Genomic DNA, 16,743 nt, shown 5'->3' on the forward strand with positions numbered 1-16,743 from the left:
GGCGCCTCGTGGCCGCCCCGCTGCCGGCGCGGCCGCCGGCAGCGCTCCCCGGCCCGCCGCTGCTCTCGCTGCGCGGGCTGTGCCGGCGCCCGGGCGGCGGCGGGGCGCTGCATGGCGTTTCGCTCGATCTTGCCGCCGGGGAATGCCTCGGCCTCACGGGGGAGAGCGGGGCGGGCAAGACCACCCTCGCCCGCGTGATCGCCCGGCTCGCCGATGCCGGGGCCGGCGAGATCCGCCTCGACGGTACCGATATCGGCCGCTGCCCGGCGCGGCGGTTTCACGCCCATCCGGCGCGCGGCGCGGTGCAGCTGGTGTTCCAGGACCCGCTCGACAGTCTCACCCCGCGCCGCCCTGTGGCGCAGGCCATCGCCGAGCCGCTGCGCCGGCTCTCCGGGCTGCGCGGCGCGGCGCTGGAGGCGCGGGTGGCGGCGCTCGCCGAGGCGGTGCAGCTTGCGCCCGCGCTGCTCGGGCGCCTGCCGCACCAGCTCTCGGGCGGGCAGCGCGCCCGGGCCGGGCTCGCCCGCGCCCTCGCGCCGGGGCCCCGGCTGCTGGTGCTCGACGAGCCCACGGCCGCGCTCGACAGCCATGTCCGGGCAGACGTGCTCGCCCTGCTCGCCCGGCTGCGCGCCGAGCGCGGCCTCACCTGCGTGCTGGTGAGCCACGATCTCGCGGTGATCCGGGCGCTGAGTGACCGGGTGGCGGTGATGCAGGCCGGGCGCATTGTCGAGGACGCCCCGGCGGAGCGGTTTTTCACCGCGCCGGAGCACCCGCACAGCCGGGCCCTGCTTGACGCCTCCGCGCTGTAGGGCCGGTGCGCCGGCCCCGGGGTGGGTGCTGCCACGCGCGTGGAGGGCGATGGATACCGAAGCCCCTGCGCACCACTGCATCATCTCGCCCCCGGCACCTGCGCCAGGCACGGAGGGCCGCGCCCGACCCTTGGGTGGGCGCGGCGCCGCTCGTGGTCAGCGGTTTATCTCAAAAGCTCCGGACGCGGGCTGTGCGGCGCAAGGCATCGCCGTCGCGCCCTCCCGGGGGGAGGGTCGGGCGCGGCCCGGGCTGGTCGCCCGGGCGCAAGGCTGGGGCCGGGCGCGCTTCGGGGCTCGCGACGGCCTCGCTCAGCGCAGGCGTGGCGGTTTCGAGGGGTCCATGCCGGGGGCGGCGCCGGGGATGGGCTTCAGCTCGGGCTCGGCGGGCGGCGCGGGGATCTCGAAGCCGATGCCATGGCGGCGGAAGGCGGCCAGCACCGGGGCGGCCTCGTCGAGGAACAGGATGTCGAGCACGGCGGTGTCCGGGCCTGAAAGCCGGTGCGTCTCGGCCAGTGCCTCGGCCACGGCGGCGCGCGCCGGCTCCGGCACGCCGGTGAGGGCAAGCACCGGAGCCTCGGCGCCACCGGGATAGACCGCGTTCGCGAGCCAGGCGCCGCCCACGATGCCGGCGAGCCCCGCGAGGCGTTCGTCGAGCGCCAGCACCCGCGCCTCGATCACCTTCGGGCGGCCGATGCGCTCGGGCGCGAGGCTCTCCTCGTCGAGGCCCGCGCCGAGCACCTCGCCCATCCAGCCCAGCGCCTCGGGCGGCAGCAGGATGGAAGAGGGCGCCACGCCGAGGTTCAGCCCCAGCGTCACCGCGCGCTGGGCGAGCAGGGCCGCCAGCCTGCGGCCGGAGAGCGCGGCATAGGGGGTGGGCGCGTCGACGAATCCGGCCATGCGGTCTTCCGTGTCGAAGGCGAGCGCCACGTCGCCCTCGGCCGTGGGCAGGATCATCGGGCTGAGGCTGGTGGCGCCGTCGGCCGGCTCCTCGTCGAGCAGCAGGAACAGCTCGGCCCCCGCCAGCCGCTCGTAGAAGCGCATCCGCGCCGCCACGTCCTCCGGGGCGGCCTCCATCGCCGCATGCGCCGCATCGAGTGCCGTCTGCCGCTCCGCGCTCATCGCCTGCCTCATCGCCTGTGGGACCGCACGCCGCGGCCGCTTCCCCGCCGGGATGACCCATTCCGCCGCCGGGAGCAACCCCCCTGCCCCCCGGCTGCGCGGGCGCCCGCAGCGGCCGGCGCCCGCGCAGCCGGGCGACAGCGGACGCGGCGGGGGCTTCCCGCGCGGTGGGCCCTGCCCGTCAGTCCCCGGCCTGTTCCAGCACCCAGTCCGCCACGTCCGCATGCACGGTGGCCGCGTCGAGGTCGCGCAGCAGCATGTGCCAGCCATCGGACATGAAGGCGAAGCGCTTCTCGCCCGGCAGCGCCGCGTAGGCGGCGCGCACGGGGTCTTCCGGCACCACTTCGTCATGGGCGCCGTAGACCATAAGCGTGGGCAGCGGGCTGGTGGGGGCGGCGGCGACTGCGCGGTCCATCAGCCGCACGAGCCCCATGAAATCCCGGCTGGCCGGGGCGTGGATGACGAGCGGGTCGGCGGCGAGGGCCTGGAGCATGGGGATGTTGTCGGAAGGCTGGATGCGCACCACGCCGTCACCGGTCCAGCGCTTGTCGGGCACCAGCTGCTCGACGATCCAGGCCGAGGCGCGGTAGGGCAGCGGCAGCGTGCTCCCGCCCCAGACGGCGGGCGCGAGCAGCACGAGGCCCGAAGCCTCCGGCAGCCGCCCCTCGCCCGCCGCCGCCAGCGCCACGCCGCCGCCCATGGAATGGCCGAGCACGAAGAGCGGCAGGCCGGGGTGGCGGGCGGCCACGGCGCGGGCCACCTCGGCGAGGTCGTCGATCAGGGCGCCGGGGCCGGGCCACTCACCGTGGTCGGCGTTGTGGCCGAAGCCGCGCTGGTCATAGGCATAGAGCTCGAGGCCGCGCGCCGCCCAGGCGGGCCCGGCCTGGGCGAAGGTGGAGGCGGCATAGTCGCCATAGCCGTGCAGCCCGAGGACGACCGCCCGCGGCGCGCCCTCCGCCGGCCAGTGGACCAGCGGCAGGGCCACGCCCTCGGCCTCCACCCGCTCGCCCGAGAGCCGCACCGGGCCGAGGGGGCCGGCCTCGGGCGGCGGCGCGCAGCCTGCCAACAGCGCCAGCAGGGCGGCCACCTTCAGGGCAACAGCCGGGAAATCTCGCCACGCAGCCACGGCACCACCTCCTCCTCGAACCAGGGGTTACGCTTCAGCCAACCCGTGTTGCGCCAGGATGGATGCGGCAACGGCAGAAGGTGCGGCAACCGGGCGCGCCAGTCCGCCACCGTCTCGGTGACCGGGCGGCGGCGACCCAGGTGCCAGGCCTGCGCATGCCCGCCGATCAGCAGCGTGAGCTGCACCTGCGGCATCACCGCGAGCGCCCGCGCCCGCCAGGTGGCCGCACAGATGGCGGGCGGCGGCAGGTCGGCGCCGCGGGCGTCGTAGCCGGGAAAGCACAGGCCCATGGGCAGGATGGCGAAGCGCGATCGGTCGTAGAAGGCGGCACGGTCCACCCCCAGCCAGCTGCGCAGCCGGTCGCCGGAGGCATCGTCGAAGGGCAGGCCCGAGGCATGCACCCGCGCGCCCGGCGCCTGGCCCGCGATCAGCACAGGCGCGGTGGCGGAGAGATGCGCCACCGGGCGGGGCGCATGCCGGGTGCGCGTGGCGGCAAAGCGCTCCGCGCAGATGCGGCAGGCGGCGATCTCCGCGCCGAGGCTCTCCACCGTGTCGCTCATGCAGCCCCGCCGAGGGCGCAGGCGGCGCGCAGGGTGACATCGGCCTCCACCGGCCCGGAGGTGACGGCGATGGCGCCGGAGGGAAAGCGGAAGGCGGCGAGCGTGCTGCCCGGGCCCCCACCCCCGTGCCCCTCGACAAGAACCGGGCCGCGGCCCGCATCGAGCGTGCCGGCCATCAGCCCCAGCCCGTAGGCGGGAGTGACCCAGGGCGGCGGTACCGCCATCTCCACCCGCGTGCCGTCGCGCATGGCGGCGAGGGAGGCGGGGCCGATCAGCCGGCCGTCAAAGAGCGCGCCCAGCGCCTGCGCCGCCTCCCCCACCGGGCCGATGAGCGTGCCGTGATAGACCCAGCCGGGGTGATAGGCCTGCCCGCCGGGAAAGGCGGTGCGCGCCATGTCCTGCCGGGTTTCGGCCAGCCGTGCGGTAAGGCCCAGCGGCGCGAAGAGCTCCGCCAGCAGGGTGCCGAGGCCCTTCCCCTCCGCGGCCTCGAGGTGCCGGCGCAGCAGCAGGTAGCCGACGTTGGAATAGGCGAAGGGCGCGGGCGCCGGCCCGGCGGGAGGGAGGCGCGCGAGCATCTCCTCGGCCGTCCAGGGCTCCTCGTTCGCGGCCACGGCGGCGGAATAGGCGGGCAGGCCGTAGTAATCCGGCAGGCCGGCGCGATGGGCGAGGATCTGGCGCGGGGTCGCGGCGTGGCCCGGCAGCGGCGCGTCGAGCGAAAGCCGCCCGGCTTCGGCCGCGCGCAGCACCAGCACGGCGATGAAGGTCTTGGTGAGGCTCCACCACGGCACCGGGCTGTCGGCCGCAAGCCCTTCGCCCGTGCAGCCGCGGCGCAGCGCGCCGTCCGGGCTGCGCAGGGCCCGGATAAGGCCGTCGGCCAGCGCTGTCACCGCTCGACCTCGAAACAGGCGGAGCGCTTCTCGGCCAGCAGGGTTTCCGCGCCGCGGGCGATGCTGTTGGCCCGGCGCTGCACGAAATCGGTGGCGCGGGCGGCGGAGCGGCCCTTCGGGTCGGGCAGGATGGCGGCGATGCGCGCCGCCTGGCCGAGGCTGAGCCCCACGGCGGAAGTGTCGAAGTAGCGCTGCGCCGCGGCCTCCACGCCGAAGACGCCCTCGTCCATCTCGGCGATGTTGAGATACACCTCCATGATGCGCGCCTTGGGCCAGGTGAGCTCGATGAGCACGGTGAAGCCCGCCTCCAGCCCCTTGCGCAGCCAGCTGCGCCCCTGCCAGAGGAAGGCGTTCTTCGCCACCTGCTGGGAGATGGTGGAGGCGCCGCGCAGCCGCGAGGTGTCGGCCATCGCATCGCGGATGGCGTCGAGGTCGAAACCCCAATGGGCGCAGAAATGCGCGTCCTCCGCGGCGGCGGCGGCGCGCGGCATCCAGGGGCTCATCTCCTCGAGGCTCACCCAGTCGCGGCGGATCTCGCCCAGCCGCACCCATTCCGAAACCTGGTAGGGTGTCACCGGCGGGTTCACGAAACGGTAGAGCAGCACCCAGAGCAGGCAGAGCACCGCGAGGCGGAGCGCCCAGCGGAAGGCGAAGCGCAGCACGAAGCGCAGCGGCCGGGGCAGGCGCAGGCGAAGCCGGGAGCGCTTCATCCGGCCGTCCCGCACCCGGGCAGGCAGTGGCCGGCACCCCCGGACAGGGGCGCCGGCCGGAACGTCATGTCGGCGTCACGCGCTGCGGGCCACGCCGGCATCCGAGAGCGGATGCGCGAGCCGGGCCAGCATCTCGCGCGGGCAGACCTGGCGGAACTTCGGCAGGGCGATGTCCCAGTTGCGCAGCATCTCCGCGCCGCGGGGCGAACCGGTCTCGGCCACGTGCTCCTCCACCAGGGCGCGAAGCACGCCTTCCCAGTGCTGGGAGGCAACGGGCTGGACGACGATGGTCTCGGCATTGATGCGGTCCTCGAAGCTGTCGTCCTCGTCATAGACGAAGGCCATGCCGCCTGTCATCCCGGCGCCGAAATTGTCGCCGGTCCGACCGAGGATCACCGTCATGCCGCCGGTCATGTACTCGCAGCCGTTCGAGCCGCAGCCCTCCACCACCACGGTCGCACCCGAGTTGCGCACGCAGAAGCGCTCGCCCGCCCGGCCGGAGGCAAACAGCCGCCCCGCCGTGGCGCCGTAGAGCACCGTGTTGCCGATGATCGTGTTCTCATGCTGCACCAGCGGGCTGCCCAGCGGCGGGCGCACCACGATGATGCCGCCCGAGAGCCCCTTGCCCACGTAGTCGTTCGCATCCCCCGACACCTCGATCTTGAGGCCGGGTGCGGCGAAGGCACCGAGCGACTGGCCGCAGGAGCCGGAGAGCTTCACGGTCAGGTGGTCGGGCTGCAACGGCGAGTTCCGCATGCCGAACTTGCGCACGATATGGCTCGAGACCCGGGTGCCGATGGTGCGATGCGTGTTCTGCACGGCGTAGGAGAGCTGCATCTTCTCCCCGTCCTTGAAGAACGGCTTCGCGTCATCGACGATCTGGGCGTCCAGCGTGTCGGGCACGACGTTGCGCGGACGCGAACGGTCATACACGTGCTGGCCGTCGTCGATCTTGATCAGCATCGGGTTGAGGTCGAGATCGTCGAGATGCTCGGCGCCCCGGCTCACCTGCGCGAGAAGGTCGGCGCGGCCGATCACCTCGTCGAGCGAGCGCGCGCCGAGCTGGGCCAGCAGTTCGCGCACCTCCTGGGCGTAGAAGGTGATGAGGTTCACCACCTTCTCGGCCGTGCCGGTGAACTTCTTGCGCAGCGCCTCGTCCTGCACGCAGACGCCGACCGGGCAGGTGTTGGACTGGCACTGGCGCACCATGATGCAGCCCATGGCGATGAGCGCCGCGGTGCCGATGCCGTACTCTTCCGCGCCCATCATCGCCGCGATGACGATGTCGCGGCCGGTGCGCAGCCCGCCATCGGTGCGCAGGGTCACCCGCTCGCGCAGGTTGTTCATCGCCAGCACCTGATGCGCCTCGGTGAGGCCCATCTCCCAGGGCAGGCCGGCGTACTTGATCGAGGTCTGCGGGCTGGCACCCGTGCCGCCGTTATGGCCCGAGATCAGGATGACATCGGCCTTCGCCTTCGCCACGCCGGCCGCGATGGTGCCGACGCCCGAGGAGCTCACCAGCTTCACGCAGACCTTGGCATCCGGGTTGATCTGCTTGAGGTCGTAGATGAGCTGCGCGAGGTCCTCGATCGAGTAGATGTCATGGTGCGGCGGCGGCGAGATCAGCGTCACGCCGGGGGTGGAGTGGCGCAGCTTGGCGATGAGCTCGGTCACCTTGAAGCCGGGCAGCTGGCCGCCCTCGCCGGGCTTGGCCCCCTGCGCCACCTTGATCTCCAGCTCCTGGCACTGGTTGAGATACTCCGCCGTGACGCCGAAGCGCCCGGAGGCCACCTGCTTGATCTTGGCGGACGGGTTGTCGCCGTTGGGCTCGGGCACGAAATGCTCCGGGCTCTCGCCGCCCTCGCCCGAGTCCGACTTCGCACCGATGCGGTTCATCGCGACGTTGAGCGTCTTGTGCGCCTCCGGCGACAGCGCGCCGAGCGACATGCCGGGCGTGACGAACCGCTTGCGGATGGCGGTGATGCTCTCCACCTCCTCCAGCGGCACGGGCTTGCCCAGCGGCTTGAAGTCGAGCAGGTCGCGCAGGTGGATCGGCGGGCGGGTGCGCATCGCGGCCGAGTATTTCTTCCAGGTCTCGAAGGAGCCCCGGTCGCAGGCCGATTGCAGCATGTGCATCATCTGCGCGCCCCAGGCATGCGCCTCGCCGGACTTGCGGGCCTTGTAGATGCCGCCGATGGGCAGCATGTCGACCCCCTCGCGCCAGGCGCGGGCATGCACGCCCGACACCTTCTGGAAGATGCCGGCGATGCCGATGCCGGAGATGCGCGAATGCATGCCGGGGAAGAACTCCGCCACCATGGCGCGCGACAGGCCCACGGCCTCGAAGTTGCGCCCGCCGCGGTAGGAGGAGATCACCGAGATGCCCATCTTCGACATGATCTTGAGCAGGCCCTGGTCGATGGCCGTGCGGTAGCGGGCCATGGCCTGCTTCAGGGTCATGTCGAGCAACCCGCGCTCGATGCGGTCGGCCAGGGTGTCCTGCGCGAGATAGGCGTTCACCGTGGTGGCACCGCAGCCGATGAGCACGGCGAAGTAATGGCTGTCGATGCACTCGGCCGAGCGCACGTTGAGCGAGCAGAAGGTGCGCAGCCCCTTGGACACCAGCCAGGAATGCACCGCCGAGGTGGCGAGGATCATCGGCAGGCCGATGCGCTCGCCGCCCTGGGCCTCGTCGGTGAGGATGATGTGCCCGGCGCCGGCGCGCACGGCCTCCTCCGCCTCCACGCGGATGCGGTCGAGCGCCTCGCGCATGTCGTGGTCGGAGCCGTCGGCGGGGAAGGTGCAGTCCACCGAGCGGGCGGTCTCACCGAAATAGGCGCGCATGCGCTCGAACTGGCCGTTGGTCACGAACGGGCTCTCGAGCGAGAGGATCTCGGTCTGCGAGCCGTCCTGGTCGAGCACGTTCTTGAGGTTGCCGAAGCGGGTCTTGAGCGACATCACCCGGTCTTCGCGCAGGCTGTCGATCGGCGGGTTGGTCACCTGGGAGAAGTTCTGGCGGAAGAAATGGCTCAGCGGGCGGTACTTGTCCGACAGCACGGCCGAGGGCGTGTCATCGCCCATCGAGCCGATGGCCTCCTTCGCGTCCTCGGCCATGGGCACGAGGATCATCTCCACCTCCTCGATGGAGTAGCCGGCGGCGATCTGGCGCTGGCGCAGCTCGGTGCCGGCGTGGATCGGGCTTTCCTGGTCCACCTCCACCAGCTCCTCGAGGTCGGTCACCGACTTCACCCACTCGGAGAAGGGCCGCGAGGCGGCGAGCTCGTCCTTGATCTGGGCGTCGCGCAGCAGCAGGCCGCGGCCCATGTCGACCGCGATCATCTGGCCGGGGCCGAGCGCCCCCTTCTCCTTCACCGTCGCCTCGTCGACCGGCACCATGCCGGCCTCGGAGCCGGCGATGACCAGCCCGTCACCGGTCACGACATAGCGCAGCGGGCGCAGGCCGTTGCGGTCGGTGCCGGCACACACCCAGCGGCCGTCGGTCATCGCCAGCGCCGCCGGGCCGTCCCAGGGCTCCATCACGGAGTTGGAGTAGGAATACATGTCGCGCCAGGCGTCGGGCATGGCGGTGGCATGCTTCGACCAGGCCTCGGGCACCAGCATGGTCTTGGCCATCGGCGCCGAGCGGCCGGCGCGCACCATCACCTCGAACACCGCGTCAAGCGCGGCCGAGTCGGACGAACCGGAGGTCACGATCGGCTTGATGTCCTCCGCGAGCTCGCCGAACGTGGCCGAGGCCATGCGGATCTCGTGGGAGCGCATCCAGTTCAGGTTGCCCTTGAGCGTGTTGATCTCGCCGTTGTGGGCGAGCATGCGGAAGGGCTGCGCCAGCCACCACTCCGGGAAGGTGTTGGTGGAGTAGCGCTGGTGGTAGATGGCGAAGGAGGAGACGAAGCGCTCGTCCTGCAGGTCGGGGTAGAACACCGCCACCTGCTCGGCCAGCATCATTCCCTTGTAGATCACCGAGCGGCAGGAGAGCGAGCACAGGTAGAGCCCGCGCACCTGGGCGGCCACGGCGGCCTTCTCGATGCGGCGGCGGATGACGTAGAGCTCGCGCTCGAAGGTCTCCTCGTCGACGCCCTTCACGTTGGAGATCAGGATCTGCTCGATCTCGGGCCGCGTGGCGTTGGCCTTCACCCCGAGGCAGGAGACATCCACCGGCACGTGGCGCCAGCCGTAGATGTAGTAGCCCATGCGCAGGACTTCCGTCTCCACGATGGTGCGGCAGGTCTCCTGGGCGGCGAAATCGTTGCGCGGCAGGAACACCATGCCGACGGCGATCAGCTCGTCGGAGGGCTCGTGTCCGGTGCGGCGGATCTGCTCGCGGAAGAACTCGGTGGGGATCTCCACGTGGATGCCGGCGCCGTCACCGGTCTTGCCGTCGGCGTCCACCGCGCCGCGGTGCCACAGCGCCTGCAGGGCGGCGATGCCGTTCTGGACGACCTGCCGGCGCGGCTTGCCGTCGATGGCCACCACGAGGCCCACGCCGCAGGAGGCGTGCTCGTCATCCTCGCGGTAGAGACCGGTCTCGGCGAGCAGCTTGCGCTTCGCGTCATACTCCGCGGCCCAGTCGGCGTCGGTGCGGGTCATGGCTGGTCTCCTCTCAGAAACGGGCGGCCCCTCTGGCGGGGCGTTGAAATCGGGGGCCGGCAGGGCCGGCGCGGTATCGGGGAGCCGGCACGGACCGGCGGGATCTTGGTGCCGGCACGGGCCGGCGGGTCTTCATGCCGGCGGGGCCGGCAGGATTTCATGCCGGCGGCGCCGGCGGGCAGTGCAGAAGCGGCCGGGGCTTTCCCCCGGCCCGGCGCCTGGCCGGCTCAGCCGAGGGTGGCGAAGAAGGCCTCGGCCTCGGCGGCGGTCATGCGCTTCAGCTCGCCGGCAAAGGCATAGGCCCCGGCGGTGCGGTCATGGAAGATTTCGCCGCCCAGCTTCAGCCCGTCGAGCGTGTCGAGCGTGCCCACCGCCACGTGCCACTCGCCGGCCAGCTTGCCGGCCTTGAGGCGGTAGAACAGGCTCGCGCCGCAGGTCGCGCAGAAGCCGCGCTGGCCCCAGTCGGAGGACTCGAACCATTTCAGCGCCTCGCCCGTCACGGTGAGGTCGTCCTTCGCCACGGTGAGCGCCATCATCACCGAGCCGGTCCAGTGGCGGCACTGGTCGCAGTGGCAGGCGCCGAACGTGTCGCCGCTCTGCGCGATCTCGTAGCTGACGGCCCCGCAGAGGCAGCGTCCGGTGCGGCTCATTGCGCCCCCTCCCCTACTCGGCGGCAACGCGCGCCGCGCAGGCCGCGAAGTGCTTGAGGATGCTCTGTGCCGCGTCGCGGCCGTCGCGGATCGCCCAGACCACCAGCGAGGCGCCGCGCACGATGTCGCCCACCGCGAACACGCCCTCGAGGCTGGTCTGGTGGGTCTGGAAATCGGCCTTCACCGTGCCCCAGCGCGTCACCTCCAGGCCGGGGGTGTTCCAGAGCGCCGGCAGGTCCTCGGGCTCGAAGCCGAGCGCCTTGACCACCAGCTCGGCATCCTCGGTGTAATCCGCGCCGGGGATCTCCTCGGGCGAGCGGCGGCCGGTGGCATCGGGCGAGCCGAGGCGCATCTTCGCCACCCGCACGCCGGAGACCGAGCCCTCGCCGGTGAAGCCGCGCGGGGCGGCGAGCCAGACGAACTCGACCCCCTCCTCCTCGGCGTTCTGCGTCTCGCGCTGGGAGCCGGGCATGTTCGCCCGGTCGCGGCGGTAGAGGCATTTCACCGAGGTGGCGCCCTGGCGGATGGCGGTGCGCACGCAGTCCATCGCCGTGTCGCCGCCGCCGATGACGACCACGCGCTTGCCGGCGGCGTTCAGCTCGCCGCTGTCGTATTCCGGCACCTCGTCGCCGAAGCCGACGCGGTTGGAGGCGGTGAGATAGTCGATGGCGCGCACGATGCCGCCCAGCCCCGCGCCGGGCCCGCCCAGGTCGCGCGACTTGTAGACGCCGGTGGCGATCAGCACCGCGTCATGCTTGCCGCGGATCTCGGCGAAGGAGATGTCCTCGCCCACGTTGCAGTTCATCACGAAGGTGACGCCCGCGGCCTCGAGCTGGGCGATGCGGCGCAGCACGATATCCTTTTCCAGCTTGAAGCCGGGGATGCCGTAGGTCATCAGCCCGCCGCCGCGGTCGTAGCGGTCATAGACGGTGACCTGCACGCCGCGCTTGCGCAGCTGCTCGGCCGCCGCCAGGCCGCCCGGGCCGGCGCCGATGATGCCCACGCTCTCCTCGCGCTCGGCGGCGGGGGCGATGGGCTTCACCCAGCCTTCCACCCAGGCGGTGTCGGTGAGGTATTTCTCCACCGAGCCGATGGTCACCGTGCCGTGGCCGGACTGCTCGATCACGCAGTTGCCCTCGCACAGCCGGTCCTGCGGGCAGATGCGGCCGCAGATCTCGGGGAAGGTGTTGGTGGCCTGCGACAGCTCGTAGGCCTCCTGCAGCCGGCCCTCGGCGGTGAGGCGGAGCCAGTCGGGGATGTTGTTGTGCAGCGGGCAATGCGTCTGGCAGTAGGGCACGCCGCATTGCGAGCAGCGGCCGGCCTGCTCGGCGGCCTTCTCTGCCGCGTATTCCTGGTAGATCTCGTCGAAATCCGCGGTGCGCTCGTCCGCGGTACGCTTCTCGGGCATGGACCGGGGGACGGTCACGAATTTCAACATACGGGTCTGGGCCATGGCCTTTGCCTCCCTGCCTGAAGATGCGCAGCCCGGAACCCGCCGCTGGCGGCGTTTCGGGCGCAGGAAGGAATATCCGCAGTCACGGAGAAATAAAAGTCAGCAATGCTGACCTATTCTCAATTATCGGCCACTTAACGGTCCATTGAGAGAGGATTATCGCGAAATTTAGGTCAGCACCGCTTACCTACCGTGCGATTCCCCGGGAAAACCGCCCTCACCCGACCACGATCAGCCCCACAAGTGCTGCCGTGCCAACAATGATTCGCCACCAGCCGAACACGCCGTAACCATGCCGCGAGACGAAGCCGAGCAGGGACTTTACCACGAAAATCGCCGCGATGAGAGCCGTCACGAAGCCCACCCCGATCACCGCCAGGTCGTCGGCGGCGAGGATGTCGCGGTTCTTCATCAGGTCGTAGGCGAAGGCCCCGGCCATGGTGGGCATCGAGAGGAAGAAGGAGAATTCCGCCGCCGAGCGCTTGTCGGCCCCCAGCAGCAGCGCGCCGACGATGGTCGAGCCCGAGCGCGACACGCCGGGGATCATCGCCAGGCACTGGATGACCCCGACCCAGAAGGCGAGGCCGAGGGGAAAGTCCATCACGTCGTGGTAGCGCGGGCGCAGCGGCATGCGGTCGACCACCACCAGCACGATGCCGCCCAGGATGAGCATGATCGCGATCAGCATGGGGGTTTCGAACAGCACCGTCTTGATGAAGTCATGCGCCAGCACGCCGATCACCACCGCGGGCAGGAAGGCGAGCAGCACCGCCACGATGAAGCGGCGCGACTTCGGGTCGCTCGGCGCCGTGGTGACGAGATGCCAGAGCTTCGCCGCGTAGACGCTGAGCACCGCCAGCACCGCGCCGAGCTGGATCAGAACCTCGAAGGCCTTGCCGGTGCTGTTGAAGCCGAGGAAGTGCCCGGCGAGGAGGAGATGCCCGGTGGAGGACACCGGGATGAATTCGGTCAGGCCTTCGAGCACACCGAGAATGGCTGCCTGAAGGAACGTCTGGTCAGCCATACGCGCTCCGGGGGCAAAAAAGTCTACGTTCTGAAATCGGCCCCGGGGTCAGTCCTGGATACGCAGGTCCCGGGCAGAATCGGTAATCTCCGTATACTGGCCCTGCGGACGGTAGGCGTAAAGGTAGCTTTCGAGAAAGATGCCCATGGGAACCGGGGCGATGCCGAGGTCGGCGAAGCCCTTCGCGCCCTCCGAGACCACGTTGTCATGGCCGAGCTGCTTCACCTGGTCCACCGTGAGCAGGGTGTTGGAGAACAGCCCGCCGGACAGGCCCTGGAGCATGTCGAGCGCCTTCGCCTGCAGCCGGGCGAGGCCCATGGGCAGGTTGACGAGCGCGCGGCGGCGGCGGACCACCTCGAGCATGCGCTGCATCAGCTCGCGGAAGGTGGCGACCTCCGGCCCGCCGAGCTCGTAGACGCCGCCGGGGGTGGCGGGGTCGACCGCCTTCTGCGCCGCGGCGGCGACATCGTCGACATAGACCGGCTGGAACTTCGTGTCCGCGCCCACCATCGGCACCACGGGCGAAAGGCGGGCCATGCCGGCGAAGCGGTTGAAGAACGAATCCTCCGGCCCCACCACGATGGAGGGGCGCAGGATGACCGCATCGGGGAAGACGCCGGTCACCGCGGCCTCGCCCGCCGCCTTGCTGCGGGCGTACTCGCTGTCGGAGTTCGCGTCGGCGCCGATGGCGGAGATGTGGATCATCCGGCGCGCGCCGGCTTCCTTCGCATGGCGGGCGATGCGCCCGGCGCCCTCGGCCTGAACGGCGCCGAAGCTCTGCCGCCCGATGGCCGCGAGGATGCCCACGCAGTTGATCACCACGTCCGCCCCGGCCACGGCACGGGCCACGGAGGCGTCGTCGCGGATGTTGGCCTGCACCGGCTCCACCTGGCCCACGTTGCCGTAGGTGCGCACGAAATGCGCCTGGTTCGGGCGGCGCACCGCAACGCGCACCCGCCAGCCGTCACGCGCGAGGCGCCGGGTGATGTAGCGGCCGACGAAGCCGGAACCGCCGAAGATGGTGACGAGGGGGACAGTTCTGGTCATGGGTCTCTCCATGCTTGTCCCCCGCAGGCAAGGGGGATCTGGCTCAACCGGGCTTAGCGCAAGGCGGGGGCCCGTTCAATATTCCTTTGCCGCGGCACGCCCGCGCCGCCCCGGCTTTGCCCAGCGCGGGCAACGGCTTGCGCCGCACCCCCCTCCCCGCCCGGGGGCGGAGAGGGAGGCCCGGCCCCTCAGGCGCCGGGCTGCTTCGTCTTGCGCAGATAGGGCAGAACCGTTTCGAATTCGCCAAAGCGCTCGCGCGCCTCCTCGTCGGACACGGCGGGGGTGATGATCACGTCCTCGCCCTGCTTCCACTGTGCCGGTGTCGCCACCTTGTGCTGCGCGGTGAGGCGGATCGAATCGAGCGCGCGCAGGATCTCGTCGAAATTGCGGCCCGTGGTCATCGGGTAGGTGAGGGTGAGCTTCACCTTCTTGTCCGGCCCGATCACGAAGACCGAGCGCACGGTGGCATTGTCGGCGGCCGTGCGCCCCGACGCATCGCCGGCCTCGGAGGCGGGCAGCATGTCGAAGAGCTTGGCCACCTTCAGCTCCGGGTCGCCGATCATCGGGTAGTCCACCGCGTGGCCGGTGGCCGCCTCGATATCGGCCTTCCAGACACGGTGGCTCTCCACCGGGTCGACCGAGATGCCGATGATCTGCGCCTCGCGCCTGGCGAACTCCTCGCGCAGCCCGGCCATGTAGCCCAGCTCGGTGGTGCACACCGGGGTGAAATCCTTCGGGTGGCTGAACAGCACCGCGTAGCCGTCGCCGATCCACTCGTGGAAGCGGATCTCGCCGGCGGTGGAGTCGGCGGTGAAATCGGGGGCGGTATCGTTGATTCTGAGGCTCATTCGCGCTCTCCTCGGTCTGTCGGGCCAGCCCGGCCCGCGGGCAAACCCTAGTCCCGGCAGGCATGCCGGACAAGCCGCCGGAAAAAGGTGAAAAAGGGCCGTTGACAACCCCCCCGCCCCCCTTTAGATACCCCGCCACGACACCTGCCCAGGTGGCGGAATTGGTAGACGCGCTGGCTTCAGGTGCCAGTGCCCTAACGGGCGTGGAAGTTCGAGTCTTCTCCTGGGCACCAACTCTCTCGCCGCATCGCGACGGCGAAGGAGAGGGGTAAAATGTCAGTTACTCTCTACCAGGGTGACATTCCCGACGACCTGGACCTCGGTCCGGTCGTGGCGATCGATACCGAGACGATGGGCCTCGTGCCCGGCCGCGACAGGCTCTGCCTGGTCCAGCTCTCCTCCGGAGACGGCAACGCGCATCTCGTCCAGGTCGCCCGCGGGCAGACCGATGCCCCGAACCTCACCCGCATGCTGGCCAACCCCGAGCAGCTCAAGCTGTTCCACTTCGGCCGATTCGACATCGCCATGCTGGAGCGCGCCTTCGGCGTGCGCGCGGGACCGGTGTACTGCACGAAGATCGCCTCGAAGCTGGTTCGCACCTATACTGACCGGCACGGGCTGAAGAATCTCACCCAGGAGCTGCTCGGGGTGGACATCTCCAAGGCCCAGCAGTCGAGCGACTGGGGCGCCGAGGAGCTCACCCGGGCCCAGCTCGACTATGCCGCGTCGGACGTGCTCTACCTGCACCGCCTGCGCGACGCCCTCGACATCCGGCTGGCGCGCGAAGGCCGGACCGGGCTGGCCCAGGCCGCATTCGGGTTCCTGCCTGCAAGGGCGGCGCTCGACCTCGCGGGCTGGGCGGAGTCCGACATCTTCGCGCATTGAAGAAGTGAGGCCCGCAGTGGACCAGCAGACCCTTCCCAAGGCCCCGGGCAAGCCCGGCCGGCTCGACACCGCCGGGCTGATGGCCGCCGGGCGCCGCGTGCTCACGCTCGAGGGCGAGGCCCTCACCCGCTTCGCCGGCACGCTCGACACGAGCTTCGCCGAGGCGGTGGGCCTGATGCTGGGCGCCCGCGGCCGGGTGATCGTGAGCGGCATGGGCAAGTCGGGCCACGTGGCGCGCAAGATCGCCGCCACCCTCGCCTCCACCGGCACGCCCTCGCAGTTCGTCCACCCGGCGGAGGCCAGCCACGGCGACCTCGGCATGGTCACCCGCTCCGACGTGGTGCTGCTGCTGTCGAACTCGGGCGAGACCACCGAGCTCGCCGATCTCATCGAGCATACCCGCCGCTTCCACATCCCGCTCATCGGGGTGGCGAGCCGGCCGGAGAGCACCCTGCTGCGCGCCGCCGACGTGGCCCTGCACCTGCCGCGCGCCGACGAGGCCTGCCCCAACGGCCTCGCCCCCACCACCTCCACCACCCTCACCATGGCACTGGGCGACGCGCTGGCCGTGGCGCTGATGGAGACGCGGGACTTCCGCTCGGAGCATTTCCACGTGTTCCACCCCGCCGGCCGGCTGGGCCAGCAGCTGGTGCGCGTCTCCAGCCTGATGCACTCGGGCGAGGAACTGCCCATCGTCACCCCCGACATGCCGATGTCCGAGGCGCTGATCGTGATGACGCAGAAGGGCTTCGGCGCGCTCGGCGTGGTCTCCGAGGGCCGGCTCGCGGGCGTGATCACCGATGGTGACCTGCGGCGCAACATGGCCGGGCTGCTCGAGCGGCGCACCGGCGACGTGATGAACCTCAGCCCCACCACCATCAGCCCGGAGAGCTTCGCCGCCGAGGCGATGGGCATCATGAACGCGCGCTCCATCACCACGCTCTTCGTGGTGGGCGACGACCGCGCGCCCATCGGCATCCTGCACGTGCACGACTGCCTGCGCGCCGGGCTGGGCTGAGG

At 71.1% G+C, this 16,743-nt stretch carries 14 protein-coding genes and 1 tRNA gene; 4 read left to right on the forward strand and 11 right to left on the reverse strand.

What is annotated here, in order from left to right:
• On the forward strand, positions 1 to 806 hold an 806-nt coding region (locus D3P35_RS03895), incomplete at its 5' end, for an ABC transporter ATP-binding protein (RefSeq protein ID WP_157982025.1).
• 309 nt (positions 807 to 1,115) lie between these two features.
• Here the strand turns inward: D3P35_RS03895 and D3P35_RS03900 are convergent.
• From D3P35_RS03900 to D3P35_RS03950, 11 genes are all read right to left on the reverse strand, one after another.
• Positions 1,116 to 1,925, reverse strand: a complete 810-nt coding sequence (locus D3P35_RS03900) for an SseB family protein (protein ID WP_157982026.1) — start codon at positions 1,923 to 1,925, stop codon at positions 1,116 to 1,118.
• A 181-nt stretch (positions 1,926 to 2,106) separates the two neighbouring features.
• Complete coding sequence (locus D3P35_RS03905) at positions 2,107 to 3,051, reverse strand: alpha/beta fold hydrolase (RefSeq protein WP_157982027.1); 945 nt, start codon at positions 3,049 to 3,051, stop codon at positions 2,107 to 2,109.
• Entirely contained in the window at positions 3,015 to 3,611 is a 597-nt protein-coding gene (locus D3P35_RS03910) for a uracil-DNA glycosylase family protein (RefSeq protein WP_118133164.1), read from the reverse strand. The genes D3P35_RS03905 and D3P35_RS03910 overlap by 37 nt, the downstream gene beginning before the upstream one ends.
• On the reverse strand, positions 3,608 to 4,498 hold the full coding sequence (locus D3P35_RS03915) for a serine hydrolase (RefSeq protein ID WP_157982028.1): 891 nt from the start codon (positions 4,496 to 4,498) through the stop codon (positions 3,608 to 3,610). The genes D3P35_RS03910 and D3P35_RS03915 overlap by 4 nt, the downstream gene beginning before the upstream one ends.
• Positions 4,495 to 5,208: a monofunctional biosynthetic peptidoglycan transglycosylase gene (mtgA, locus tag D3P35_RS03920; RefSeq protein ID WP_118133165.1), complete on the reverse strand. Its 714-nt coding sequence runs from the start codon at positions 5,206 to 5,208 to the stop codon at positions 4,495 to 4,497. Before mtgA ends, D3P35_RS03915 begins: the two co-directional genes overlap by 4 nt.
• A gap of 75 nt (positions 5,209 to 5,283) precedes the next feature.
• Positions 5,284 to 9,816, reverse strand: a complete 4,533-nt coding sequence (gltB, locus tag D3P35_RS03925; protein WP_118133166.1) for a glutamate synthase large subunit — start codon at positions 9,814 to 9,816, stop codon at positions 5,284 to 5,286.
• A gap of 227 nt (positions 9,817 to 10,043) precedes the next feature.
• Complete coding sequence (locus D3P35_RS03930) at positions 10,044 to 10,466, reverse strand: GFA family protein (protein ID WP_118133167.1); 423 nt, start codon at positions 10,464 to 10,466, stop codon at positions 10,044 to 10,046.
• A gap of 13 nt (positions 10,467 to 10,479) precedes the next feature.
• Positions 10,480 to 11,919: an NAD(P)-dependent oxidoreductase gene (locus D3P35_RS03935; protein ID WP_118133168.1), complete on the reverse strand. Its 1,440-nt coding sequence runs from the start codon at positions 11,917 to 11,919 to the stop codon at positions 10,480 to 10,482.
• A 217-nt stretch (positions 11,920 to 12,136) separates the two neighbouring features.
• Positions 12,137 to 12,943 carry an undecaprenyl-diphosphate phosphatase gene (locus D3P35_RS03940; RefSeq protein WP_118133169.1) on the reverse strand — a complete coding sequence of 269 codons (807 nt, stop codon included), beginning with the start codon at positions 12,941 to 12,943 and terminating at the stop codon, positions 12,137 to 12,139.
• A gap of 48 nt (positions 12,944 to 12,991) precedes the next feature.
• Entirely contained in the window at positions 12,992 to 13,990 is a 999-nt protein-coding gene (locus tag D3P35_RS03945) for a complex I NDUFA9 subunit family protein (protein WP_118133170.1), read from the reverse strand.
• A gap of 188 nt (positions 13,991 to 14,178) precedes the next feature.
• Entirely contained in the window at positions 14,179 to 14,838 is a 660-nt protein-coding gene (locus tag D3P35_RS03950; protein WP_118133171.1) for a peroxiredoxin, read from the reverse strand.
• 146 nt (positions 14,839 to 14,984) lie between these two features.
• Here D3P35_RS03950 and D3P35_RS03955 point away from each other — a divergent pair.
• The 3 genes from D3P35_RS03955 to D3P35_RS03965 all read left to right on the forward strand — a co-directional run bounded on the left by D3P35_RS03955 (position 14,985) and on the right by D3P35_RS03965 (position 16,741).
• Positions 14,985 to 15,071: transfer RNA gene (locus D3P35_RS03955), tRNA-Leu, on the forward strand.
• 40 nt (positions 15,072 to 15,111) lie between these two features.
• Positions 15,112 to 15,723 carry a ribonuclease D gene (locus D3P35_RS03960; protein ID WP_118133172.1) on the forward strand — a complete coding sequence of 204 codons (612 nt, stop codon included), beginning with the start codon at positions 15,112 to 15,114 and terminating at the stop codon, positions 15,721 to 15,723.
• A 79-nt stretch (positions 15,724 to 15,802) separates the two neighbouring features.
• Positions 15,803 to 16,741, forward strand: a complete 939-nt coding sequence (locus tag D3P35_RS03965) for an SIS domain-containing protein (RefSeq protein WP_118133410.1) — start codon at positions 15,803 to 15,805, stop codon at positions 16,739 to 16,741.
• The last annotated feature ends 2 nt before the right edge of the window (positions 16,742 to 16,743 follow it).

The sequence above is a fragment of the Oceanicella sp. SM1341 genome, assembly GCF_003448965.1.
GTDB lineage: Bacteria > Pseudomonadota > Alphaproteobacteria > Rhodobacterales > Rhodobacteraceae > Paroceanicella.